Here is a 26,034-nt window from a genome sequence, read left to right on the forward strand (position 1 = left end):
TAATAATCTAAAATGGCCACAAAAACCAACATATACGTTTACGCACATTGGCAGGGAATGCCTGAACCCAAAATCATTGGTGTTTTGTCTGCACAACAAGCTAAAGGTAAAAAAGCATTTAGCTTTGAATACAATAAAGACTGGATAAAATCGGAACAAAAGTTTCTGTTAGATCCGGATATTCAATTATATGGAGGACCACAATACCCTAACCAAAAAGAAAACTTCGGAATATTTCTGGATAGTATGCCCGACACTTGGGGAAGAACGCTAATGAAACGAAGAGCGGCCCAAGAAGCAAAAGAAAAAGGAGAAAAAGCACCAACACTTTATGATATTGATTTTCTGTTAGGAGTATACGATGAAAGTCGTATGGGAGCCCTGCGCTTCAAGACCGATCCAAACGGTGAATTTCTCGACAACAACAAAACAGCTTCTACTCCACCATGGTCATCCATTCGTGAATTGCAAAACGCAGCCGCTAATTTTGAAAATGATGATGATAATGATGACGCAAAAAAATGGTTGTCTGTCTTGATGGCACCAGGTTCCTCACTCGGTGGTGCTAGACCAAAAGCTAATATTCTAGACAATGATAAAAGCCTTTGGATCGCCAAATTTCCATCCAAAACAGACACCACAGACAAAGGAGCTTGGGAGTTCCTTGCTTATCAACTAGCAATTAAAGCAAGGATTGAAATGGCTCCCTGTCGAATAGAAAAAATAATTGGCCACTACCACACCTTTTTTACGAAACGATTCGACCGGGAAAACGGAGAAAGAATACACTTTGCTTCCGCCATGACCATGACAGCCAACAATGAAGATACTATCCGAGACAATCCGGCAAGCTATTTAGACATAGCAGAATTCATTAGCAATCATGGAACAAATATAGAAGCTAACTTGCACCAATTATGGCGCAGAATAATCTTCAATATTGCCATATCCAATACCGATGACCATCTAAGAAACCACGGCTTTATCCTGACCAAAGAAGGTTGGATATTATCACCGGCCTATGACCTCAACCCATCAATTGAAAAGGATGGTTTGGCTTTAAATATCGATACTGATAACAATGCTCTTGATTTTGAATTGGCAAAAAGTGTTGGAGAATATTTCAGATTAAACGAAAAGCAAATGGTGACCATTATAAAAGAAGTACGAGCGGTAACAACAAATTGGAAAACCATAGCTAAAGAAATTGGAATTTCAAGAAGTGAGCAAGAACTGATGACTAAAGCATTTAAATTAGAAAGTAGCACATCATAAACATCACGGAATCACTAATAGATATAAAAACGATAGTGGTTAAATAAATAACAAAGTATTTTCTTTGTTAAAACACCATCCCTAATACTCGATATTGTTGATAAATATGATTAAATGTTAAAGAGTTTGCACAATAATACAAATGTGTATTTATTTGTCCCAATCGTACCAGTAGCGCTTCCCGTAAGAACAGCCTTCTGGTCTTTTTTTTATACCAATATGGCGAACAAAGCACCTAAAACTGTCGAGGAACAAATTGCACTCTTGAAAGAAAGAGGAATGCTGTTTCATAACGAAGCAAATGCGCCACATTTCCTGAAAAACATTAGTTATTATCGCCTAAAGGGATATTGATGGGAAATGCAATTTGACAAAGTTGAACATAAATTCAGCGACTACAGCTACTTTGAAGAGGTTATAGATTTATACAATTTCGATAGACATTTAAGACTATTAATGTTTGATGCAATAGAAAGAATTGAAGTGGCTTTAAGAACCAAATTAATTTATCAGCTATCACTTTCTTATGGGCCGTTATGCTATATAGATTATGCTGTTTTTTCAGATAAAAACAAACAAAAATCCATTACGGATCATTTAAATATAGAGATTGCCAGAAGTAAAGAACAGTTTATTTTAGAACACAATAAAAATCATAAAAACGAACTTCCGGAAGCGTGGAAGGCTTTAGAAGTGGCATCACTCGGTACACTTTCAAAACTATACAAAAACCTGGTGCATCAATTACCTGAAAAATCTAAGATTGCAATAGAATTTGGTTTTAATTCACATAAAGATTTTTCTAGTTTTCTTGAAGCAACAACAGTAATCAGAAATGTAATAGCACATCATTCCAGATTATGGAATAATAATATTACAACAAAATATTTATGGCCTAAAAACCTAAAAAATCAACCGATAACCTACATTCCGGACGAAAATCAAAGAGCAAAACTATTCTCTTTACTTTCTCTAACATTATATACGATTGCTTATATAAGTCCGGGGAATTCCATAAAAGACAAATTTTTTAAATTGGTAAATGAATATCCAAACGTTCCGGTACACAAAATGGGCTTCCCAGCAAATAGGAGAACACAACCAATATGGGTCCAATAGTCATTACCCCATTCAGCTGCGCAAAATCCTTATTTAGTCCAAGCATACCAAAATTCCAGTAATTTCAATAGAATATAGAATTCCAAAAGAACATTTCCGCTATAAACATCACGGGCAATCAAGTTGTCTCTCTTCGGTCGTTCCCTTAGTTCCGTTCGGCTGTTCCAGTCGGTCGTCGGCAGAAAAAGCCTCTTTCCTCCGTTCCACAGACACTTCACAGCACAAAAAAATAAGGCAGCCAAAAATAGGCAACCTTATTTTTTCCACTGTTCGTTCCTCATCTCCACACGTTCTCTTCCCTGCGTTCGGTCGGGCTTATGCATCCACAATACCGCTTCATTTCGTTACACTCCGCAGGCTACGTTTCACTGCATTCCAGCCATATTGTGTCTGCAGCCCTCCGTTTTTTCAGCGGTGGCGCTCTTCGCACAGCCATCGGGGTTGGCGCCGCTCCCTTCTACCTGCAATTTACAATATCATTCAAAAAATTCTTAACTCATAATTCATAATTAATTCGGTCGCTTCGCCCTAAATCAAGGAACGCCTTCGGCTGTTTTATATTTTTTCCCCGCCGTTTCACGCTCTTTCTCCTTCATTTTGCGTCTCGTTCCTCGCCAGCTGCAATTCTCGGCTTCAGGCGGCTGTTCGATTGCCGCAACCCCGCCACTTCGCTCCTCGTCTCGTCCGAAAAGGACAAGACTGCGGTGCTTGGGGGTGTTTGATTGCCTTTTTCATATTAATATCCCCAGAAAAACCTCAACGAGACGATAGTGAAATTTCTTGAAAAGAAAAAGAAAAAAATCCAGCAAACATAGCATCCATTCCTCACTATCAGTCGGTCGTTCCTCCCTCCATTTTCGTTCGTCATTTCTGCTGTTTTAGTGGCTTTCTTTTTTTCTCTTTTTTCTTTTCAAAAAATTAATATTTAATTTTTAATACCAATCCACCATGCCGAATTTCATCATTAAAACACACCAAAAAAATGCAGTTTACAGAGCAAACCAAATCTTTATTCTCAACAAAGGGATGAATAGTGGAAAACCCCAAAAAGAACCTTTTACCAATAGTTTTGTAATATTATTTCAAAATGAACAAGATGCTGAAACAGTTTATTGGTTGGCTTATAGTTTGTGGAAATCTAAATTTTGGCACCAATCTTTAGTTGGTTCCGTAATTCCATTTTTACGAATCGACGATTTTAAAAAAGATTTTAACTCAAAAGTAAATGAAATGCTGGAGGAACACGAGCTGCATAAAAAACAAATTCAGGCGTTGAGGTTGTTGGAACAAAAAGAGGACCAAATCCAACAGCATATTGTGCTTATTAATGAAATGAGACGAGTGATATTGTTGGGGTATTGTAAAAAGTAACAACAGTAAAACTTGAAGTAGATTTTATATCTATATATTTGAAAAATATTAAGTTTGACGTTTGTCAGAACAATAAACAAGTTACAAGAGAAATAATCAACCTAAATTACAACAAATCCAAATATCGAAACGAATTTAAAAAAAATATGTACTGTAAAAAATAGTCACTTTCTTTTAAAATGAAAAAATTAAACCCATCGATCAAGCATCATTTACTAATAGGAATCTCCATCAGTATTTGGCTTTTTATTTTTGCTTTTTTTATAAAACCATTTGATGATGGAACAATAAGCTTTAAAATGTGGCTGCTTATAAGTGTTGGATTTAGCTTTATTGCATTTCTATGCTACGGATTACTTGCTATTATTCAAAAAAGTATTTATCAAAAAGTTTCAAAATGGAATGTTGGTTTTGAAATAGGTAGCCTTGTCTTTTTTCAGCTGCTTTTTTTAGTAAATACTTATATTTATTATAAAAGCCCCGTTCTAAATGGAGGATATGATTTTTTTCAATTTTTTAAGTTAATAATTCTTAAATCAGCCTTGATTTCAACTCCGATAATAGTGTTAGCCAGAATATATTCTGTTAAGTTAATTCCAGCGAAAGACGAAAACATAATTATTAAAGGTGAAAATAAATTAGATATTTTAAAAATAAGAAAACAGGACTTAATCTGTGTTTCTAATGCACAAAATTATGTCGAGATTTTCTTTATCGACGAGAGCCAACTAAAAACAAAATTAATTCGCAGCACGCTTAAAAAAGTCCAGCATGATTTCGACTTTTTAGTTCAAGTGCATCGCTCCCATTTAATAAATCCAGCACATTTTAAGGCTTGGAAAAATCAGGATACCATATCTCTCACTCAAATTGAGCTGCCTGTTTCTAAAAATTACAAGGAGCGTTTATTGTCCTTATAATTTTCGTACCTAAAACAGCATATTTCATACCTAACGCCTTATTACACGCTAAATCAGGGTGTGCTTCACTTTATTTTTGCCTATCAAATCAAAAAAATAAATTATGAAAAAACTATGGTTTAGGAGATTTCTATATGCGGTTACGATACTGTTAATCGTTTTTATTGCCATTTTTATCTGGGCAGATAATGAATTAAATAAGGTATTGGGGAAGTCAACTGAAGTGATTACTATTTCTTCAATTGTAAAGCCATCCAAAATAATTCAAATAAAAAACGTTAACATTCTTTCAGAAGATTGTACTTTTTTCATTAAAAATCAAGATATAATTATTAAAAACGGAAAGATTATTCGTGTAGGAGAAAATCAACTCATGGATAGCACTTCTATCATTATTGATGGTGTAAATAAATATTTGATCCCTGGCCTTATAGATTCTCACGTTCATTTAAAAGAAAGTCAAAATGATTTATTTTTATATTTAGCCAATGGTGTAACTTACGTTAGAGAAATGGCTGGAAGGCCTATAGTTCTAGAATGGAGAAAATCAATAAAAAAAAATGGCATTGGTCCACGAATGTTTATCGGATCTCCACCAATATATAGTGAGAGTGGATTAACAGGTTATTATTACAGGTGGACTAGACAATCCGTCAATTATTCAACTAAAAGTGATGCACAAAAGGAGATAAAGAGAATAAAAGAACAAGGCTACGATGCAGTTAAAATGTATGGTTTTGTTACTCCGGAAATGTTTAAAACAACAATAGAGATTGCCAGGGAAAACAATATCCCTGTCATTGGCCATATCCCTTTAGTTAATTTAAAAACTTTTTATCATTCAGGTCAAAAAGAGATTGCTCATATTGAAGAAATAACCGTAAAAAATATGGAAGATTTCGGAAAATCAATTTCTAAAAACCCAAAAGAATACATCAATTTCTTAAAGGTACGTTCGGAGCAAATTGCAAAAAAAATAAAAGAGAACAATATTTGTGTAACTTCTACTATTTCGTTAATTGAAAGTCTTCCAAAACAAAGATTTGCGTTAGAATCTAGACTAAAAGAAATAGAATTAAAATATGCTAATCCTGAAATTATTGAAGGAACTCCTCTTTATAAATTAGGGTGGTTACCAGGGAGAAATGGATATGAATATGATGGAGAAGATAAACCTGAAGCAAAAAAAATATCATTAATTTTCTGGGAAACTTATGCAGAAGCTATTCATATTATGACAAAAGCACTGATAGATAATAAAGTTACAATTTTGGCTGGAACAGACGCTAATGTAGCCACTGTTGTCCCTGGATTTTCACTTCATAATGAATTAGTATCATTATCAAAATCTGGAATGACTAACTCACAAGTGCTCTATTCGGCTACGGTTGCGCCAAGTAGTTGGATGAAAAGCAATACCGGAAAAATCAAAGTAGGTTATAATTCAGATTTAGTGCTACTGGCAAAAAATCCTTTAGAAGATATTAAAAACACAAAGACAATTGAATATGTGTTTTTTGATAAATATATGATTGATAAAATCCATATCTCTACTATTTTTAAAGCTATAGAAGATGCAAATAATAAAAACAGAAACATAGAAATAGATCAGTATATAAATTGAAACCGATATATTAATAAAAAAAAAGCCTGATCCATTCGAACCAGGCTTTCATTTAAATTCGGAAAAAGGTTACCAAGCCAAAGCCGAATTATTTTACGCTGAATTTATTTCAGTGTTTCTTTTTAAATTTTGTCAATCCTTTTAAAAGGAGTGAAATAATGAAACTAATAATAGCTCCAATTACCGCTAAGATAATCGTTTTTAGAATATCTTCAGAAACAATATTTGGCATCACACTTAATAAAGTTCCGGATGCGGTTCCGATTTGCAAGGTGTTATTTGATTCCATCTCGCGGTAAATTTTGATTGCCTTTTTTCAACCGATTCGTTATGGCCCGCTCTCGGTTCGCCGTATCGTCAACCGTGATCTGGCTGATTACTGAAATGACACCTCCCGCAAGGGCTGCATAACCGGCAATACTGACAACGGCTACAGGTAAAACTACCGGTGCTGCAATAATACTACCACTGATAGCCAATAGAGCCATTCCAATACTTCTCAAAACCTTAAAAAACTTTGGGGTTGGTGCTTTCGCACGTTCAACTATATTCATAATTTCTTTACTTTTTTACCTTGTCATCCTGAGCGGTTTCAAAGGGTTAGTTTGGATTCTTATTTTCACTTCTTCATTATAGGTCATAACTTTATAAACTACAGCTTTTAACTTTTCTAAAGCTTTTCGGGAAGAACTTCCTTTCCCTATTCCGGTGTGCAGTGTTACAGTTGCGATACAGCCCAATAATTCGGTTTTAGCGTCATTGGCGGGATGGATTAAGATTAAATCTCTTCCCGGAACATTCATCAAATGTAAGTGCCAGTGGAACTTGGGGCTAAATCGCTTCTGCAAAACATAATCTCCTTCGGGAATACAAGAAATACGCTTTTGGTTTCCCAACCAGGGCAATTCGATGGTATAACAAACTATTGTGCCGTTCCATTCCAAAACTCCTTGCGTTCCCTCGGGAAAATACGTCCGTTTTAACACTAGGACCATCCTACAATCCGCTTACCTGAACCAATGCCAATGGATTGTATGACCCGTTTTTCAAAGGATACATTCTTCCATTTACCTCTTGATAAAATTCAATTCCCAAAGCCAAAAACAATGGTTTTGTGCTGCCCGGAGTAACTGAATTGATATGATTGATATCAACGGTTTGATTCGAATCCCACGCAAGAATATCCGTTTCCGAAGTGGCAACGACAAAGGTTTCGGCTTCAAAATCTATTTCCGCACCTGCAGATATGATTTTGAAATGCGTGGTTCCGCTTGCAGCAGCAATCATGTTTGCAGGAACAAACGGCACCAAATCAACCATGATGTCACCCGAAGCACGGTCAATTGTCCCCACAAAAGGAGCAAATAATGAAGTGCCCAGTTTGCCTCTAATGTTGAATTCGAAACCGGTAAGCAATTCTGCCTCACCATCAATCACATTACGCAATCCGCGTTCACTTACCATATCCGCCTGAATGACTTTAATCATAGATTGAGTCAATCGGCTTACCATTCTGCTATCAGCAGAATTAATGAGTAAAGTTCGCATTGCCGTTCTCAAAACTTTTCCTGCCTTGCCTGCTCTTCCAAATTCGGCTCCATTCTCACGGGTTCTTTGGAACGCAGGATCACTTGCAATTCTGCTCGCATCGATGCCGCCTTTTTCTCTGGCCAAATGGCCATCTTTGGTTTTGTAGAAGGTAATATCCCCGATAGTACCTTTCAATTTAATTATGCCTTTCTGTCTTGCCATAATTCCTAAAAATTTAAATTAATTATTTACTAAAAACTCCTTCAATCATCATCCTGTTGCAACACTTTCGATTGATTTCCAAACAAAGATTACACTTAAACTAATAATGTAGAACAGGGCATTGTTCCATATGTCTTGCTATGGTATAAATGACATTTTTAAACATAAATGTCACCCTGTGTCGGACAACCTATCAAAAAAACAACTATATGCTTTTACATATAAAACGCTATATTTGTTTAAAATCAATGCAAATGCATATAACGATGAAGACATTGGCCACTTTTGTAAAAGAGAAAAGAAACGAAGTAAAGCTTACTCAGGAAGCTTTTGCGGAACGTGCTAGAGTGGCACTAACTGTCGTTCGTAAAATAGAACAAGGCAAAGAAAACCTAAATCTCGGAAAGGTAAACCAGGTCCTTAAAATGTTTGGACATACATTGGCACCAGTCAGTGCAAGGGAATTATTAAAAATTGACAATCCTGTACAATAAAAGAAAATTCCACGCCTTGTTTCAGCGGGAATAAATGCATCCTTTTTTTGATTAATTTTACTCCATAAAAGTATGGCAGCTAGTACTTCACGGTATATCAAAGCCTACTCAAAGCTATAGATAGTGTATGAAAATCGAAAACAAGAGGTTGTGTATCTACCCGAAGGACATACAACGCATTACAGGGAAGAGTTACCGACAAAGCGTGAGAATGTTGCAAACCATCCGCAAAGAGCTTAACAAGCTCCAAAACGAATTGGTGAGCATAGAAGAATTCTGCCAATACACCAGCCTGAAAAAGGAACAGGTAATGACCTTGATCGTTGACTAAAATCATCCTTGGAAATTAAAAATTGCAATGCAACCCGTTCATTTTTTGGTCGCCTTTATGAGATTAATTGGACTTAAATTCGTAAATTTGATTCATACAATTTAAGTGCTAAATTGAGTCAAAAAAAAGGGTGCATAATTCGGTGCACTCATTCTGAGAATTGTCTTTAAAGTCAATGAATACAAGGGGTTCATAATTTCGATTAGTCCCTCTTTCTCCGCCAGTAGAAAAACAAATGGTATCAAAACCCCGTAAATCTTATGATTTAAGGGGTTTTTGCTTTTACGACATATTCAAATTATTCATCTAATCTCATCCTTCAAGAGACAAAATCGAGACCCTAGAAAAATCTAAAATTAGGGTCTCGCTAAATCGACTTGAAAATTTCAAACAACCTGTTCAATAGCTGCTTTAGCACTAGTCCACTATTTAAACATCTTGTTTGATATTCTTTAGAAATCTAAATTAAATAATTAATTAAAAGGTTACCACTATGAAAACCAAAATCACATTGCACTTTTATGCGAAGAGCACAAAAGCTAATGCTGCGGGTCTACTTCCTATCTATGTAAGATTAACTGTTGATGGAAATCGAATGGAGTTCAGTACCAAAAATTTCATAGATTCCGCTAAATGGTCACCTGAGATGTCAAAAATGAAAGGTAATACAGAGAATGCTCGTTCATTAAATGAATACCTTGATTTAATGAGATCAAAAATATTTGACATCCAAATGGAATTAATTCACCGGAATGAACCTCTCACAATTGAAGTTTTTAAAAATAGACTTCTCGGCATCCATGAACGTCAACGTATGCTAATTCCAATTTTTGAGGAGCACAATCGAAAAGTAGAAGAGTTATTAGGTCTCGAATACGCACCTGGAACACTAGAGCGATACAAAACCTCGCTTAAGCACACCAAAGAATTCCTGCAATGGAAATACAGTATATCAGATATAGAAATTAATAAAATAGACCATTCTTTCGTAACAGAGTATGAATTCTATTTGAGAAGTGTTCGTAAATGCGCCAACAACACGGCAGTCAAATACATTAAGAACTTCAAAAAGATAATCAAAATCTGCATTTCAAATGGATGGTTAGATAAGGATCCATTTGCAAACTATAAATCAAAAATTCGCGAAGTCGAAAGAGATTATTTAACCCAGGAACAAGTTCAGGATATCTATTCTAAAGTATTTGTAACCGAAAGATTAAATCTGGTAAAAAATATTTTCGTTTTCAGTTGTTTCACTGGCCTTGCTTATATAGATGTCAAAAACTTAACGGTATCAAACATCAGTATGGGTATTGATGGCGGAAAATGGATATTCACCCATCGACAAAAAACGGAAACAGCTTCTCGCATTCCCCTCCTTCCTATTCCCGAAGAATTAATTCTGAAATATGCCAATCACCCACAATGCATAAATGAAGATAAACTGTTACCTATTTTGAGCAACCAAAAAATGAATAGCTACTTAAAAGGAGATAGCGGCCGTTTGCGGCATTAAAAAAGATTTAACCTTCCACATTGCTCGACTCACTTTTGCAACCACTTTAACGCTTACAAATGGTGTTCCCATAGAAAGCGTCAGCAAAATGTTAGGGCACAAAAACTTACGAACCACCGAGCATTATGCTAAGGTTTTGGACAAAAAAGTAAGTGAGGATATCATGGTTTTAAGAAACAAAATGAATAGTGTTGCTAAACTTTCGAAAGCAAATTAATTATAATTTACTCACGTTTGTGAGGAGTTTACATTTACTTTGTCTAGTAATGACAATTATTAAATTGATATGATGAGATTCCCAATAACGATAATGGCTATATTCTATTATTTTTTGCTATTAACCCTTCAAAATGGTAAGTCAATGGATTCTGGATTAATAAAATCTTTGGTATACGGATTTTCAAGAAAGCTAAGTGGCGGCTTTTGAAATTTAAGAATATCCCCTTTTTCAATTCCATATACCTGCCAATAATTGGATAGCAATTGGGCATATATATCCTCATCCCAAAATCCGAAATGAGGTTGCTTACCAGCCGTTTCAACTTCTATAGTAATACCATTGTTTTGGTTTTCAATTTTGTATTCAGGTTTGTATTGTAAAATATAATCTGAATAATGAAACCTAGCGTACAACTCTTCAAACTGGATAGGATGTAAAACATGACCTTCCATTTTATCGAGGATCTCTTTTTGTTTCTCCCCAATTACCCCATTATCTTGTAAACATGCAATAAAACCAAAGTCATTGACCCCAAATGAGAACATTAAATTAACCGCATCGTTGCGATAGCTAAAAATATCGGAAGAATATTTAAGTGGAAATACGGCGATGCTCCATGGTTTTTTTCCAACGAAAGAAATCGGTTCTATTAAAGATTGTAGCATTAAATGGAAGTGACCAAAGCGTTCCCTGAGAGTGACGGAAAGCACAAAATCTTCATCTTGCCTTAGCAGCCTGTCTCTTTCATAAAGCATTTCGTAGTATAGCATACCATAGACCATTCTGCCTGTCCACTGAAAAAGCAATTCTTGATCGAGTGACGCCATGCCTTCAAAACCTTTTTTATACGCAGCCTCAATTTTTACATCTAGCTCCTCAAAAGCTGTTTTCACTTCGGAAGAACACGGTAATTTAAGATCTGCATAATTATAAGATTTAGCTTTATCCATCATCTCAATTCTTTCAGTACCTAATCTAAAATGATCCATCAGCCATACTGGAAAAACAGTGATGTTCTCATTTGTCAAAACTCCTGAAAGGAAGCAAAAATGTTCGTCAAAATTCAAATCCTTAAAAGGATTAAAAAGCGTTTGTGTCATCACTATTCAGAAATATTATGGTTTAAATTTTTTCCAAATGTAGCGATAAATTATTGTTTGCTTTGCCTAATTTATATAGAATCAAAATTCTCAAATTTTGGAGAGTAGTGTAAAACCTTCCCTTAAAGGAACCGTTCAACAATGTTGATTATTAGGACCCAGAGTTTTCAGCCCAGCTCTTCCTAAAATAGGTAAGGCTGCAAGGGCATTTTGGAAAGTAGCCAAATATTATTTAAGCATTTAGTTTGTCCTTAAATTCATTAATAATCCCGCCTTTCAAAAGAATATTTATCTGGCGGTCGCTTAAGCTATGCTTAGTGTCAAATTCAAGTTGTTTACCCGAATCGTTACTGACTAAAACTTTGATGGGATTCCTGTTCCTTATATCCTCCTTTAAACTTTTAAAACTTACCATATCAGCCTGTTCGATCTTGTCATAATCTTTAATATTGATAAATTCAAGGGGCAATATCCCAAAATTCGCTAGGTTTTGCCAAGCGATGCGAGCATACGATAGGGCTATAACGGCAACTTGTCCTAAATACTTGGGCGCAAGTGCGGCGTGCTCCCTACTGGATCCTTGGGCATAATTTTCCCCAGCGACAACAATATGCCCACCATAATGGGATTTGGACTCCATAGCCCTATCATAAAAAGAGTCGTCTATCACTGTAAAGGTGTACTTGCTGATTTCGGGAAGGTTACTTCTAAAGGGCAATACATCGGCCCCGGCCTTTAAGATTTCATCGGTAGAAACACTATCTCCCATTTTTAGCAGAACTGGAACTTTGTAGATGTCCATCAACGGGTCGATATGAGGGAGTGCCTTAATGTTCGGTCCTTTCCTTAACATAATTTGTGAGCCGTCTTCTGGAGGGGCTACCAACATATCAATATTGATAATCTCTATTTCTGGGTTTTTGTATTTTGGATAACTCATTTTAAATAATTTAACAAGATCCCTGGGATCGGTAATTTTCCCCGTTAGGGCAGATGCGGCAGCCGTTTCGGGACTGCATAGGTATACTTGGTCATCTTTTGTTCCGGATCTGTCGGGAAAATTTCGTGGCATCGTCCTCAAACTAATGGAGTCAGATGCCGGGGCTTGACCCATACCAATGCAGCCCATACAGCCCGATTGATGGAATCTTGCTCCTGCTTTGATCAAGTTGGCAAAAGCACCGTTTTCTATCATGTTTTGAATGGTCTGCCGCGAGGTCGGGTTGATATCAAAAGATACCTCACTGCTTACGGTCTTATTCTTTACAATGGCTCCAGCCATCCAAAAATCTCGAAGACCAGGGTTAGCGGAAGACCCAATTACCACTTGACCAATTGATTTTCCGGCAACTTCGCTCACTGGGACTACATTCCCGGGACTCGTCGGTTTTGCAATGAGCGGTACAAGCTCGCTTAACACTATTTCTTCATATAAATCGTATACACAACCCTCATCAGCGACCAATTCAACCCAGTCATCTTCTCTACCTTGGGATCTTAGAAAACGTTTGGTTTCATCATCGCTAGGAAATACTGTAGTAGTAGCACCTAACTCGGCACCCATATTGGCAATGACGTGACGATCCATTACGCTAAGATGTTTTAATCCCTCCCCATAATATTCCAAAATTTTACCAACACCTCCCGTTACATCATGTCTTCGAAGCATCTCTAAAATAATATCCTTGGCACTTACCCAATCGGGTAGGTTCCCCATCAGCTTGATACCCATTATTTTTGGCATTTTTACAAAATAGGGCTCACCTGCTATGGCCGCTGCCACATCCAAGCCTCCCGTACCAATTGCGAGCATGCCCAAAGATCCTGCTGCACAACTATGACTGTCCGATCCTACCAAGGTTTTCCCTGGCTTACCGAAACGTTCCATATGTACCGGATGGCTCACCCCGTTTCCCGGCCGGCTGTACCATAGACCAAAGCGTTGCGCAGCCGACAACAGGAATAAATGATCGTCGGCATTTTTAAAATCAGTCTGTAGCAAATTATGATCGACATATTGAACGGCCACTTCCGTCTTTGCCCTATCAAGATCCATTGCTTCCAGTTCTAGTTGAACTAAGGTGCCCGTTGCATCTTGCAACAAAGCCTGATCTATCTTTATACCAATTTCTGTTCCTTGTACCATTTCTCCATGAAGAAGATGTTCCTTGATTAGTTTCTGGGCAACATTTAAATTGATCATAACATTAGTTTTTATTTCCTTCCTAAGTTATGGATTTTATGGGAACAACTTAGTGGTTTTAACAATATCTTATGCTAGTTCCAGGTAGATCATCTATTTTGAAATTTTATCGATATACCCATCGGTTGGCGGTTTTCTATAACAGCTTTATTCTAGTAACGACAATCTTTAAAATCCTAACAACTTTTTGTTTTATTCAAAATACAATTCCAAAAGTTTTATAAATATTAAACAAAAATTCAGTTCTGTTTACTAGTGTTACTGCACTCCAATTCAGGAAAACTATATTTTATGGCTGTACAACTTTTTACTATTATCGATTTGAACAACTACATAAAAGTTTTTTTAAACATCGATATCAATCTGTTTTAAAAAACATCTACGCTATCTAACATAATGTTTTTAACCTTCATTTTTAAAACAAAACGACAACTTTGTTTGGAATGTATTTTCCAATATTGCTGTCACCGATTCGGAATATCTAAAATCAGACGCACCAAATATTGAAGGAAATAAAGTGGAATTTATTCCGCTTCACAACATAAAAACAGGAACAGGGATTGGATATAAAAATTTTATTTCGAGTGGACAATTTACCTATGTATCTATTTAATTTACGGAAGCAAACAACAGTAAAACAGATGCAATTGACAATACTTATGGGATTTTGGTCAATTACCAGCCTATCATGTAGCAGATTTTTCAACCTCCTATAAATGGAAAAACTGGAAATTGGAAGCTGGAATTACCAATTTCACAAACAATAGTTATTTACAAGAAGAACAACCAGTTATCCAGGACCAGGAATAATACCTTCTGATGCTAGAACTTTATATACTACCCTTGAGTTTGTCTTTTAACCTATTTTAAGGCTAATTTTTTATTATTTTTTTGACAAACTAGGGAAGTAGCGTTCCGACAGCAATGCGATTTGTTATACTTTTTACTACGCTAAATAACAGAGTACGCATATACATGGTTTTTTAAACAATTGATACAATTGATTAACACTGGTAAATTTATTTAATGTTATGGAAATTGTTTAATAAGTTATTCTAAAGCTTAAATTTGGAGTTCGTCGAAGTGAAAAAGTTTTTACATCTTCAATAGAATTGGTAACCGTATTTATTCTATAATATTCATTGATTTCATTTTTTCGATTCAATATATTCAATAAAGAGAACCCCAATTTATATTGAATATGATCTAAGCTTTCCCATTTATATGTTGTCGAAAAATTAACTTGAAAAAAGTCATCTAATATTGTATTGTTTGGGGTATTGTAATCAATCTTTGGATCGGAGAAATTACTGTAATTTATACTTGAGCTCATAGGAGTAGTCGCGGGTTTTCCAGAATACCACTTTGAACCCAATGCTATTTTTAGATTTTTTCTATCATAGATTCCAGCCCAAGAGATAATATGGTCTAATTTAAAGTTATTTGGAAATACAGGTTGTTCTAAATTTGGAAAGTGATAATTATTAGTATTGTAAGTATAACTTAACCAGGTAATAAAATGGTTTATCTTTTTTTGAACCAGCATTTCAATTCCTAAAACTTTATAATCGCCATTAGTTTTAACAAATTCTAGTTGGTTTTGAAATTCTTGACTCGAGCTATTAATTCCAGTTACTTTTTTATAAAAATTATCTATAGTAAATAACCAATTATTTTTGTTGTAAAATAAACTAATTGATGCTTGTTTACTTCTTTGAATAGGTATTGTTGTGTTGTTTGCCAATATCCACCTTCTTTTTTCAATACCAAAATAATCATTTTGCAGATCAATAACCTGATAAGAATTTTGACTTTTAAATTCTCCTAATACTTCTAAATTAAAATATTTTGTAATTGCATAATTAAACTGTAATCTTGGCTCTAAAAGCTTTTTTTTAAATTGTTCGATATAGTTTAATCGCAATCCAGCATTAAAATATATTTTGGATATTGTATCATTATATTTTGCTTCAACTATAAGTGCGTGAATTCGTAGAACTTCTTTAATTCTTCTGTAAAATATAGGACTATTTACTTCATCTGAATTTATGGTAGCAATTTCGTTGAATTGATATCCATTTTTAAGGGTAAAATTCGAATTGATTGCATGGCTATTTTCAAGCTTCAAGCCGTTGTCTAATACTTCATTTTTTTGTTTTACAATTTGATTATCTTGTATTTGGTCTTTTTCGGCATTTAGCACATATGACGAAGTATAAACATTCAAATGAGAGCTGTTTTTAGTATTCCAGTGTCGCATCCATGAGAGATTACTTCCGTAATTTTTTTGATTTAAAATATTATTTTCAGACTGAATTTGAGAACTGATGTTTGTTGTTTGAAAAATTTTAAGTTGATCGTTAATTGTAATAAAATCTAAAATAAAATGGTTTTTTTGTCCGATTTGTTGAGAATATTTAGCCGTAATATCGTAAAAATTAAATTTTTCATCACCTAAATAATCTATATTTTGATTATTATAAAAATTTGTAATACTTGTATTTTGGAAGGCTTTATTATAATACTCTTTATAGGTAGGTGTTTTTACTAAATCGGTTATGGATTTTCTTCCTGAAATTTCTACAAAACTTTTTTTGGAGATTTTGAACTTTGAATACACATCGGCATCTATCATGTTTATTCCCGCACTAAAACTGTTTTTTTTAAAATTATTGGTGTTTGAGGAAATATCCACAACGCTTGAGACGCCTTCTCCATAAAAAGCAGAAGTCCCATTTTTAATTATAGAAATGGTATGGGCTAAATTAGGATTGAACGCCGAAATTAATCCAAAAAAATGTCCCGTTTGATACATTTTTATTCCATTCCATAAAAACAAATTTTGATCATGCGTGCCTCCTCTCACATTAATGCTTGAAATACTTTCATCAGCACTATAAATACCAGGAATTTGCAACATGGTTTGTAAAACATCCGCTTCAATTAAGCCAGGTAATATTCCAAGTTTTTTTGGTTTAATTTCAAATGTTCCATTAATTTTTTTTGAGATTCCAGATGTTAAAAGTTGATTTGCAATTATATTATTTAATTCAGAAATTTCCACTTCAATGAAAATCTTTAAACAATTTTTATTTTGTAAATCAGAAACAGAAATTTTTTCAGTGGTATACCCAATGTTACTAATTAATAAATCAGTCGACTTTTCTTTTTTTAGTTCAAAATATCCTTTTATATTGGTTGAAGTACTAAAACCATCTTCAAACTTAATGTTCACATTTTCCAGTGGAGAATTATCTTCTTTAGAATATACATATCCACAAATATTCTTTGTGTCATCCCTATTATCACTAAAGATAGTAATGAATTTATTATCGATATTTTTAAAGAACAAATTCGTTTTTTTTTCAAGATAACTGATCTTCTTGTTCAAAGACAACGATTTTTTTGGAGGTATAATTTTAAGTTCAACTATCTCATTGTCAATATAATTAAAATAAATAAGATGTTGTTTTTCAATAGTTTGCAGGATATCTTTTAATGCAATTGCTTCACTTCTGTTTTGAGCTGTCATACTCAAGACAAAAAAAAGGCAAAAAAATAAAACAGAATTGTATTTCATTTAAAAAATTTATTTTCCTTCAAAAATTATTTTGTTTGCAGTAATTTTTTTGGATTCTAAATGATAGGTTGTGGCAATAATTTGAAGGGCAACATCAAGATTGTTAATTGGGATTTTTCCAGTAAATAATTCACTCGAATATTTTGCTTTCACCTCAATAGAAACATTGTATTGTCTTTGAATTTCATCTAAAATGTTGCGTAAATTTTCTTTATTAAAAGCAATGGTGTTTCCCATCCATTCTGGTTGAGCCGTAGCAATGGTTGAGTTTATTTGTTTTCCATCTTCAAAATAAACAACTTGTCCAGGTGATAAAATCAATTCTTTTTCTTGGTACCTTACGAGTACCCTTCCTTCAAAACATGTTACATCAAAACGATCTTTCCGTACTTTTACATTAAATTGAGTTCCAAGAACAGACACTTTTCCAAGGACAGTTGTAACTTCAAATTTTTTACCTTTTGCTACTTTAAAATAGGCTTCCCCATCCAACTCAAGGTTTCTATTATTGTCCCAATTCCATTTTTTATATTTAATTTCAGAGCCGGCATTTAGAACTACTTTAGAATTATCCGGTAATAAGAAAGTGGTTTTTTTACCATAAAGAGCATATTGTGTTTGTAACGCAAAATTTTGCATCATAAATACAATTCCTAATCCAATAATGAAAACTGCAGCCACTTTGAATAACCATTTTTTGTATGAAGCAATGACTTTAGGTGTTGTTTTTTTATGATTAATAACATGCTCTAAAACTTTCTCTTCATTAAATAATGGTACTTCTAAATGAGCAGTGTAATTTTTAATTTGTTCGTATTTTTCGTTATCAGGATTAGCTTTGAATTCAGCTAATTGATCTTCTGTTAATTCGTTGTTTAGCCATTTTGCCAAAATGTGATTTTTTTCCATTGCATTCATCGTATTATATTTAAAACAAGTAAAAACAAATTTACCCTACTTTATTGTATCAATTTCTTTTCGTAGTTCAATTAAAGCCAAGTGTATCCGCTTTTCAACTGCTTTTACACTGATATTTAATTCCGTTGCTATTTCGCTATATTTCTTACCGTCTATTCGATGCATCAAAAAAGCAACTCGCTGTGTTTCTTTCAAATTCTCAATTGATTTTAAGAGCTTACTTTTGAATTGTTTTTCTTCGAGTATAAATTCAGGTGTTTCATTTGTATTATCATGACCAACAAAATTTTTTTCATATTGCAAAACTACTTTTTGATGTGCAATTTCGTTAAGAGAGCTATTATTTGCAATGGTATATATATAAGATTTCGCTTTTTCAATGGGTACTGTAGCACAGTTTTGCCAGAGTTTAATGAAAGCTTCTTGCGTTATATCATCGGCTTGGTCTTTGTTCCCATATTTATAAAAAAGAAAATTGCGAAGCGCTTTCGCATGACTTTTGAAAAATATTGAAAAAATAATTTTATCACAAGTGTTTGATAATGAAAATATTGTCATTTATTTCGTAATTTTTTGCTTTACAAAGATATATTTATTTTTAAATTTTGGTAGGGTAATATAGATCTAAACTGTTTTACTATTATACCGTTACTCTTTTAAAATGAAATACGGAAATAAAAACAGTCCATAAACATTGAAGCGAATACGCAAAATGGAGTTCAATGCCACAAATACAATATAAAAAATATCAGTTCGTTATTCTACATATTAATTAGTAGCTACATATGAAAACAATTAAATATTTATTAATGTGCGTTGCTGTAATGGTATTTATTTCATGTCAAGATGAGGAAACTTTGGTTATTCAAGACATTACACAAAACTTAACAGCTAAATCTCCTCTTGCGAGTTTGATATCTAGGGTATCACAAAACCCGACGTCTAAAGATAATATTTTGGATAAATCAAGTTGTTTTAATGTTCTGTTGCCGGTTAGTGTTATTGTAAATGAAAAGCATATTACAGTGTCTAGCCAAAATGATTATCTAGTAGTTCAAAACGCATTAGATGCTTTTTCAAATGATGATGATGTAGTAAACTTTGTATATCCAATAACAATCCAATATCAAAATTTCAAGACAGAACTAATTAGAAATTCGGATCAATTAGAGAATGTTATTGATAATTGTGATGATGAGGACGGGTTTGATGAGATTGAGTGCATAAGTATAAATTATCCAATAAAGATTAGTATTTATAATTCAAATAATCAAATTGCAAACACTACTACTATTCAAAACGATAAGGATTTATATAACTTTTTAAAAGATTTAGAAAGCAACGTGTTTATATCCATCAATTATCCAATTTCGATTAAAAATTATAAGGGTCAAAATGTTGTAATTACAAATAACTCTAATTTTGAAAATAGTATTGAAGAGGGAATTAAAGATTGTAATACTAATTCAGGCTCTGGAGTGACCCAGAATTTTGTTTCGATTTTGACAAATGGAACTTGGTACGTATCTTATTATTTTGATGATAGTGATGAAACTTTAAATTACAAGGGATATAATTTTACTTTCAATTCTAATCAAACTGTTATGGTTGTAAAAGAAAAAAATACTATTGCCGGAAATTGGTCCACTTTTGTAAATAATAGTCAAGATATATTTCTGTTAAAATTTGAAGACAGTAAATTGGATGAATTGGAGGACGATTGGAAAATTACAGAATATACAACCACAAACGTTAGACTGAAAAATAAAAGTAGCAGCGATGGAGCAACTGATTATCTTTATTTCACCAAAAATTAATTAAAAATTAACATAAAAACCTAGTTACTGCAAATTTTAAAGAAACTTTATTTTATTAATACAATTATTAAAATTGTATATCACAACCATTAATTATTAACCCCTAAATACATATTATTTAATCTTAAAAAAATGAAAAAAATGAAAAAAACATCGATTTTAGCATTACTTGTCATTATGATGAGTTCTTGCACAAATGATCCATCTACAAGCGGTAATGTTACCTTAAAAGCTTCATCCTTTTCTGCAACAGGAAAAACATCTACAACTGCTCGTACTGCAGCATCAACAGTTGTGTTCACGGAGTTTAAAATAAACATTGGAAAGATAAAATTTGAATTAGATGAAGAAGATGATAAATATAATCTTTCAGATCCTTTTTATGATGATGATGTAAAACTTGTAGGTCCTTTTTTAGTAGATATTTTAGATCCTAACAAAACTTTGACTCAGTTTATAACTTCAGTTAATATTCCGAATGCCAAGTATGAGGAAATTGAATTTAAATTTGAAAAAAGTATTGTACCGGGCGAAATGTTAGGTAAAACTTTTTTAATTAAAGGTACAATAAACGGTAAAAACTTTATCATCTGGAGTGGAAAAGATGCTGAACTTGAAATGGATTTTGCAGATCCAACTAAAGATTTTATAGTTAATGGTAACGATATGTCACTTAACATAAAAATACATCTTGATGCCATAATGGCAAAACTTATTACTTTAGCCAATCAAAATTTATTGATGGACACAGATGGGGATGGAGTTATCGAAATTAGTACCGATAACGACGATGGTAATCAGAATATTGGAGAGCAAATAAAAAACTTACTTGAAAATGAATCAGACTTGGATGACAAGGACTAATTAAATTACAACGGATTTATTGAAAAAGAGACTATCATTAAAAGGTAGTCTCTTTTTGATTCTATTCACTAGTTTCTAGAAATTCTTCTAAATAAGCCTTTCTAGCGTGAACTCTTTTAACATAATTAATTTTGCTAAAAAGAAGTTCGTCGCTTCTTAATGATAATATTTTAAATAGTCGACAGAGTATTTAGAAACACTTTATAACATTTACTTTTTTCCAATTTCTTTATCTTTCTTATGGGCGAGTCCGAGGAACTTGGTAGTAAATTAATATGTATATTTCCAAAGCATTTTCATTTTGCATAATTTTTTTTAAGACTTTAACCCATACTTTAAGAAAAGAAAATTACTTAACCGCTAAATTTGCAACAATTTAAATACAAATAATTATGAGAATTAGATATTTTTTTATTACTGCAATATTCTTTTTAGCGAGCGGATTATTTTTGAATTCGTGCTCAAAGGATGATGCTTCACGTCCAACAATAACTTTTAATCAAACCGAGGGTAAAGCTAATTCACAAGGCGAATATACAGTGAGCGGCAATATCCAATCTGAGATTGCGCTTTCTAAGGTTATAATTACAAAAGAGGGATCAAGCACTCCATTTTTAACGGATGATTCGACAGCAAAAAATAAAACCGACTATGATTTTGCGTATTTGATTACAGGTGTTACTACTAACACCTATTTAATAGTTGATATTTATAATCAAGCTAATGATAAAACAACAGTACGATTTTTAATTCGTCCTTAAATAAAGGAATTACATTTTAAAATTATATTTGCTGGAGAATCTTACCTGCGCTCTGCAAAGGTGTACTTTCAAAAAAATATACTTCCCTATAAGCTGCGCATGGTGATAAACTTTGCGCTTTTTTTATGGGATTAAATCTGAGCGAGTTGGAAACCTCCAAACGAACTCAATTTTATTAATTATAAGGTAAATTTATATGATTTAAACTCCACCAAGTTCTGTTCAACACAGGCTTCATTGTTGGCTTTTCAAGCCCAACGAAGCCTTAGCTGTTATAGGCAGTGCTTTATTTTGATACTTTAGACTTCTTAATGTTAAAAGTTTTCTGCTTTATCCATTGAATTGAAATATCAACAGGTACTCTATCATTGTCAAAGGCTGTATTGTGTCCTAATTTAGAAAACAAATAAACCGAGATTTTTAGTTATTTAACAATAGTATACTTTATTGTATAAATTAATTTATACTTTTTTGTATATATTAAAAATTAGGTTCTATATTTGTATCGAAGATTTGAATTTAAAAGCAAAAATCATGAGCAAAGAAGCATCCACAGAAACTCTTGAAGAGTATACTAAGAGTGATTACAAATATGGGTTTACCAGTAATATCGATACTGAACTTATCCCAAAAGGTTTAAATGAAGATACTATCCGATTAATATCTTTTAAAAAGGAAGAACCACAATGGATGCTTGACTGGCGTTTAGAAGCGTTTAGACATTGGGAAACACTGAAGGAACCTAAATGGCCGAATGTAAAATATCCCCCAGTAAATTACCAAGATATTATTTATTATGCTGCCCCCAAACAGAAAAAAGTACTCAACAGCTTGGATGAAGCTGATCCTGAACTATTGAAAACGTTTGAGAAATTAGGTATTTCAATAGGCGAACAAAAACGATTAACCGGAGTTGCTGTTGATATAGTAATTGACAGTGTTTCTGTGATTACTACTTTCAAAGAAGAATTATCCAAATTAGGAATTATCTTTTGCTCATTTGGTGATGCCGTAAAAGAACATCCCGAACTAATAAAAAAATACTTGGGAATGGTTGTTCCTTCAACTGATAATTTTTATGCCGCGCTAAATTCCGCCGTGTTCACTGATGGTTCATTTTGTTATATTCCAAAAGGCGTTCGTTGCCCAATGGAACTTTCCACTTATTTCCGTATCAACGCCGAGGGATCTGGTCAGTTTGAAAGAACATTAATTGTGGCCGAAGCAGGCAGCTATGTTAGCTATTTAGAAGGTTGCACCGCTCCTACAAGAGATGAAAATCAATTGCATGCTGCAGTTGTTGAACTTATAGCCTTTGACGATGCTCAAATAAAATATTCCACCATTCAAAACTGGTATCCGGGTGATAAAGACGGAAAAGGCGGCATCTATAACTTTGTAACCAAAAGAGGATTATGTTCAGGTGTACGATCAAAAATAAGTTGGACACAAGTTGAAGCAGGTTCTTCCATTACATGGAAATATCCAAGTTGCATTTTAAAAGGCGACTATTCAACGGGTGAGTTTTATTCTGTAGCCGTTACCAATAATTTACAACAAGCTGATACAGGAACTAAGATGTGGCATATTGGTAAAAACACCACCAGCACCATCATTTCCAAAGGAATCTCGGCCGGCAAAAGCAATAACTCTTACAGAGGTTTGGTTAAAGTGGCGAAAAATGCAGAAAATGCCAAGAATTTTTCACAATGTGATTCTTTATTAATGGGTGATAAATGTGGTGCGCATACCTTCCCTTATCTCGAAATTGACAATGATACAGCACAAATTGAACACGAAGCCACAACTTCTAAGGTGGGCGAAGACCAACTTTATTATTGTATGCAAAGGGGATTGAAACAAGAGGATGCCATCAATCTTATTGTTAATGGGTATTGCAAAGATGTGTTTAAAGAATTGCCTATGGAATTTGCAGTGGAAGCACAAAAATTGCTTTCTGTAAGTTTAGAAGGTAGCGTCGGATAAAACAATAATTAAATAAAAAACAGAACTTATGTTAACGATAAAAAATTTACACGCAGAAATTGAAGGAAAAAAAATATTGAATGGCATTAACCTTCAAATAAATGCCGGCGAAGTACACGCTATAATGGGACCAAACGGTGGTGGTAAAAGTACGCTGGCACACGTCTTGGCAGGTCGAGAAGGTTATGAAATTACTCAAGGTAGTGTTACCTATATGGGAAAAGACCTCCTCGAATTATCAGTTGATGAACGTGCCAAGGAAGGTATATTTCAGGCATTTCAATACCCGATAGAAATTCCGGGAGTAAGTACCGCAAACTTTCTTAAACACACCATTAATGCCGTTAGAAAACATCAAGAAAAGCCGGATTTGAGTGCCATAGAAATGCTGAAATACATTAAAGAGAAGGCAAAATTGGTGGAGATGGAAGATGGCTTTTTAAGCCGTTCCCTAAATCAGGGATTTTCGGGCGGAGAAAAAAAACGAAATGAAATTTTACAAATGGCTGTGTTAGAACCAAGACTTGCCGTGTTGGATGAAACGGATTCTGGACTTGATATTGATGCGCTAAAAATAGTTGCCAATGGGGTGAATCAATTAAAAACAAAAGACAACGCTTTCATAGTAATTACACATTACCAGCGATTACTCGATTACATTATCCCCGATTTTGTGCATGTGTTATACAATGGGCAAATCGTTAAATCAGGAGATAAAAATTTAGCCTTGGAGCTGGAAGAAAAAGGATATGACTGGATCAAAGAAGAACTGGCAATAGTAACATCTTAAAAAGATAAACATGGCAAATTCAAATACACCAGATAAAAACGATAGCAGGGGAAAGTTTATTGAACTATTCCAGCATTATGAAAGTAAGCTAAATGGACAGAAAGATTATGCAGGGCATGCTATACAAAAAACTGCGATTCAACGATTGAGCAATGACATAAATTTTCCAACCAAAAGTAATGAAGATTGGAAATATACCAGTGTTGCTGAGTTACTTCAGCCAGACTACCATCAGCCAAAACTTGTTGACCTTACAACAGAAGATGTTAAGCCTTTTGTTTTTGAAGGGCTGGACGTATACTTGCTAGTTTTTGTGAATGGTAAATACAATAAAGCACTTTCATCAAAGGACGAATTAATAGAAAAAATTATTATTCAGGATATTTCCGTTGGATTGCAAGAAGATGGACTGACAAAAGCAACAGCTTCCGAATACTTAAATAAATGGGCAAGCGAAGCAAATAATTCCTTTATGGTATTAAATACCGCTTTCGGTGAAAATGGAATTTATATTTATGTACCTTACGGATTAGTGCTGGATCACCCTGTTCATATATTGAATATAGCTCATACAGAAGATGAACCAACAGTTATCAGCCCGCAAAAAATAATCGTAGCCGGAGAAAATAGTAAAGTAACAGTTATCGAAACCTTTCACCATCTCACTAATTCTCAACAAACGTATTTCACAAATACGGTGACACAGTTGGTCCTAAAAAGAAATGCGATTGTTGATCATTATAGAATTCAAGATGAAGATGAGAATTCATATTTTATCAATAATACCGAAATTGAGCAGATGCGTGACAGTACCTACAGTTCTTATGTGGTTGATTTGGGTGGAAAATTAGTAAGGAACAACCTAAGCTCCATTTTAAAGGATAGCGGAACAATGACTAATTTTTACGGCCTTTATGTGGGTATAAATAAGCAGCATATAGACAACCAAACCTTTATTGATCATGCGTATCCGAATTGCAACAGCAACGAATTGTACAAAGGAATTCTCACAGATAAATCTGTAGGAGTATTTAATGGTAAAATAATAGTACGACCAGATGCTCAAAAAACAAATGCGTTTCAAAAAAACCATAGCCTTGTTTTATCAAAAACCGCCAAGATGAATAGCAAACCCCAGTTGGAAATTTTTGCAGATGATGTTAAATGCAGTCACGGTGCAACCATTGGACAATTGAACAAAGAGGCTTTGTATTATATGCGTTCACGAGGCTTATCTAAAAAAGAAGCTATATCAGTTTTAAAACAAGCTTTTTTAACGGAAATAACGGACTTAATTAAAATTGATGCCGTAAGAGAAAAAGTAGAACAAATGCTAGTCGATAAATTTAAAGAATTTACAGATTCAAACAATGAATTATTAAACTGATAAATG

The 26,034-nt window shown here is 33.8% G+C and carries 24 protein-coding genes; 15 read left to right on the plus strand and 9 right to left on the minus strand.

All coding sequences use genetic code 11. From position 1 onward, the window contains the following. The first annotated feature begins 12 nt into the window (after nt 1-12). From ACFX5E_RS13265 to ACFX5E_RS13290, 6 genes are all read left to right on the plus strand, one after another. Nucleotides 13-1,275 (plus strand): type II toxin-antitoxin system HipA family toxin, encoded by a 1,263-nt coding sequence (locus ACFX5E_RS13265; RefSeq protein ID WP_379855637.1) that lies wholly within the window; start codon nt 13-15, stop codon nt 1,273-1,275. 114 nt (nt 1,276-1,389) lie between these two features. After that, nucleotides 1,390-1,629 (plus strand): hypothetical protein, encoded by a 240-nt coding sequence (locus ACFX5E_RS13270; RefSeq protein ID WP_379855638.1) that lies wholly within the window; start codon nt 1,390-1,392, stop codon nt 1,627-1,629. A gap of 6 nt (nt 1,630-1,635) precedes the next feature. Next, complete coding sequence (locus tag ACFX5E_RS13275; RefSeq protein WP_379855639.1) at nt 1,636-2,394, plus strand: Abi family protein; 759 nt, start codon at nt 1,636-1,638, stop codon at nt 2,392-2,394. Nucleotides 2,395-3,342: 948 nt separating this feature from the next. Continuing rightward, entirely contained in the window at nt 3,343-3,765 is a 423-nt protein-coding gene (locus ACFX5E_RS13280; protein ID WP_379855640.1) for a DUF6943 family protein, read from the plus strand. A 179-nt stretch (nt 3,766-3,944) separates the two neighbouring features. Then, nucleotides 3,945-4,685, plus strand: coding sequence for a LytTR family DNA-binding domain-containing protein (locus ACFX5E_RS13285; protein ID WP_379855641.1), 741 nt, complete (start codon nt 3,945-3,947; stop codon nt 4,683-4,685). Between the two features lie 103 nt (nt 4,686-4,788). Further along, on the plus strand, nt 4,789-6,309 hold the full coding sequence (locus ACFX5E_RS13290; RefSeq protein WP_379855642.1) for an amidohydrolase family protein: 1,521 nt from the start codon (nt 4,789-4,791) through the stop codon (nt 6,307-6,309). Between the two features lie 109 nt (nt 6,310-6,418). Here the strand turns inward: ACFX5E_RS13290 and ACFX5E_RS13295 are convergent, their stop codons facing one another. Genes ACFX5E_RS13295 through ACFX5E_RS13310 form a run of 4 tightly spaced genes read right to left on the minus strand, consistent with a single transcriptional unit; the run spans nt 6,419 to nt 8,061 of the window. Further along, nucleotides 6,419-6,598, minus strand: a complete 180-nt coding sequence (locus tag ACFX5E_RS13295) for a hypothetical protein (RefSeq protein WP_209550182.1) — start codon at nt 6,596-6,598, stop codon at nt 6,419-6,421. Next, nucleotides 6,585-6,863, minus strand: a complete 279-nt coding sequence (locus ACFX5E_RS13300; RefSeq protein ID WP_379855643.1) for a hypothetical protein — start codon at nt 6,861-6,863, stop codon at nt 6,585-6,587. The genes ACFX5E_RS13295 and ACFX5E_RS13300 overlap by 14 nt, the downstream gene beginning before the upstream one ends. A 15-nt stretch (nt 6,864-6,878) precedes the next feature. Continuing rightward, nucleotides 6,879-7,304 (minus strand): DUF5675 family protein, encoded by a 426-nt coding sequence (locus ACFX5E_RS13305; RefSeq protein ID WP_379855644.1) that lies wholly within the window; start codon nt 7,302-7,304, stop codon nt 6,879-6,881. A gap of 1 nt (nt 7,305) precedes the next feature. Continuing rightward, entirely contained in the window at nt 7,306-8,061 is a 756-nt protein-coding gene (locus ACFX5E_RS13310; protein ID WP_379855645.1) for a hypothetical protein, read from the minus strand. Between the two features lie 266 nt (nt 8,062-8,327). On the opposite strand from ACFX5E_RS13310, the gene ACFX5E_RS13315 reads away from it, so the two are divergent. From ACFX5E_RS13315 to ACFX5E_RS13325, 3 genes are all read left to right on the plus strand, one after another. Beyond that, nucleotides 8,328-8,555 carry a helix-turn-helix domain-containing protein gene (locus ACFX5E_RS13315; RefSeq protein WP_379855695.1) on the plus strand — a complete coding sequence of 76 codons (228 nt, stop codon included), beginning with the start codon at nt 8,328-8,330 and terminating at the stop codon, nt 8,553-8,555. Nucleotides 8,556-9,379: 824 nt separating this feature from the next. Beyond that, nucleotides 9,380-10,402, plus strand: coding sequence for a phage integrase SAM-like domain-containing protein (locus tag ACFX5E_RS13320; protein ID WP_379855647.1), 1,023 nt, complete (start codon nt 9,380-9,382; stop codon nt 10,400-10,402). Between the two features lie 19 nt (nt 10,403-10,421). Continuing rightward, nucleotides 10,422-10,619, plus strand: coding sequence for a tyrosine-type recombinase/integrase (locus ACFX5E_RS13325; RefSeq protein WP_379855696.1), 198 nt, complete (start codon nt 10,422-10,424; stop codon nt 10,617-10,619). A 128-nt stretch (nt 10,620-10,747) separates the two neighbouring features. On the opposite strand, the gene ACFX5E_RS13330 is transcribed toward ACFX5E_RS13325, so the two are convergent. The 5 genes from ACFX5E_RS13330 to ACFX5E_RS13350 all read right to left on the minus strand — a co-directional run bounded on the left by ACFX5E_RS13330 (nt 10,748) and on the right by ACFX5E_RS13350 (nt 18,981). Continuing rightward, nucleotides 10,748-11,722: a hypothetical protein gene (locus ACFX5E_RS13330; RefSeq protein ID WP_379855648.1), complete on the minus strand. Its 975-nt coding sequence runs from the start codon at nt 11,720-11,722 to the stop codon at nt 10,748-10,750. 232 nt (nt 11,723-11,954) lie between these two features. After that, nucleotides 11,955-13,925 (minus strand): aconitate hydratase, encoded by a 1,971-nt coding sequence (locus tag ACFX5E_RS13335; protein ID WP_379855649.1) that lies wholly within the window; start codon nt 13,923-13,925, stop codon nt 11,955-11,957. 1,042 nt (nt 13,926-14,967) lie between these two features. Then, nucleotides 14,968-17,505, minus strand: coding sequence for a TonB-dependent receptor (locus ACFX5E_RS13340; protein ID WP_379855650.1), 2,538 nt, complete (start codon nt 17,503-17,505; stop codon nt 14,968-14,970). A 9-nt stretch (nt 17,506-17,514) separates the two neighbouring features. Next, entirely contained in the window at nt 17,515-18,423 is a 909-nt protein-coding gene (locus tag ACFX5E_RS13345) for a FecR family protein (RefSeq protein ID WP_379855651.1), read from the minus strand. A 36-nt stretch (nt 18,424-18,459) separates the two neighbouring features. Then, on the minus strand, nt 18,460-18,981 hold the full coding sequence (locus ACFX5E_RS13350) for an RNA polymerase sigma factor (RefSeq protein WP_379855652.1): 522 nt from the start codon (nt 18,979-18,981) through the stop codon (nt 18,460-18,462). A gap of 227 nt (nt 18,982-19,208) precedes the next feature. Between ACFX5E_RS13350 and ACFX5E_RS13355 the strand changes: the two genes are divergently transcribed. From ACFX5E_RS13355 to sufD, 6 genes are all read left to right on the plus strand, one after another. Next, nucleotides 19,209-20,240 (plus strand): hypothetical protein, encoded by a 1,032-nt coding sequence (locus tag ACFX5E_RS13355; protein WP_379855653.1) that lies wholly within the window; start codon nt 19,209-19,211, stop codon nt 20,238-20,240. Between the two features lie 141 nt (nt 20,241-20,381). After that, on the plus strand, nt 20,382-21,104 hold the full coding sequence (locus ACFX5E_RS13360) for a hypothetical protein (protein WP_379855654.1): 723 nt from the start codon (nt 20,382-20,384) through the stop codon (nt 21,102-21,104). Nucleotides 21,105-21,496: 392 nt separating this feature from the next. Beyond that, a complete protein-coding gene (locus tag ACFX5E_RS13365) occupies nt 21,497-21,865 on the plus strand; it encodes a hypothetical protein (RefSeq protein WP_379855655.1) in 369 nt (122 codons plus the stop codon). 534 nt (nt 21,866-22,399) lie between these two features. Further along, nucleotides 22,400-23,851, plus strand: a complete 1,452-nt coding sequence (gene sufB, locus ACFX5E_RS13370; protein ID WP_379855656.1) for a Fe-S cluster assembly protein SufB — start codon at nt 22,400-22,402, stop codon at nt 23,849-23,851. A 28-nt stretch (nt 23,852-23,879) separates the two neighbouring features. Continuing rightward, nucleotides 23,880-24,641 carry a Fe-S cluster assembly ATPase SufC gene (gene sufC, locus ACFX5E_RS13375; protein WP_379855657.1) on the plus strand — a complete coding sequence of 254 codons (762 nt, stop codon included), beginning with the start codon at nt 23,880-23,882 and terminating at the stop codon, nt 24,639-24,641. 10 nt (nt 24,642-24,651) lie between these two features. Then, entirely contained in the window at nt 24,652-26,028 is a 1,377-nt protein-coding gene (gene sufD / locus ACFX5E_RS13380) for a Fe-S cluster assembly protein SufD (protein ID WP_379855658.1), read from the plus strand. Nucleotides 26,029-26,034 lie beyond the last annotated feature (6 nt).

The sequence above is a fragment of the Flavobacterium xylosi genome, assembly GCF_042787345.1.
In the GTDB taxonomy this organism is placed as follows: Bacteria; Bacteroidota; Bacteroidia; order Flavobacteriales; family Flavobacteriaceae; genus Flavobacterium; species Flavobacterium xylosi.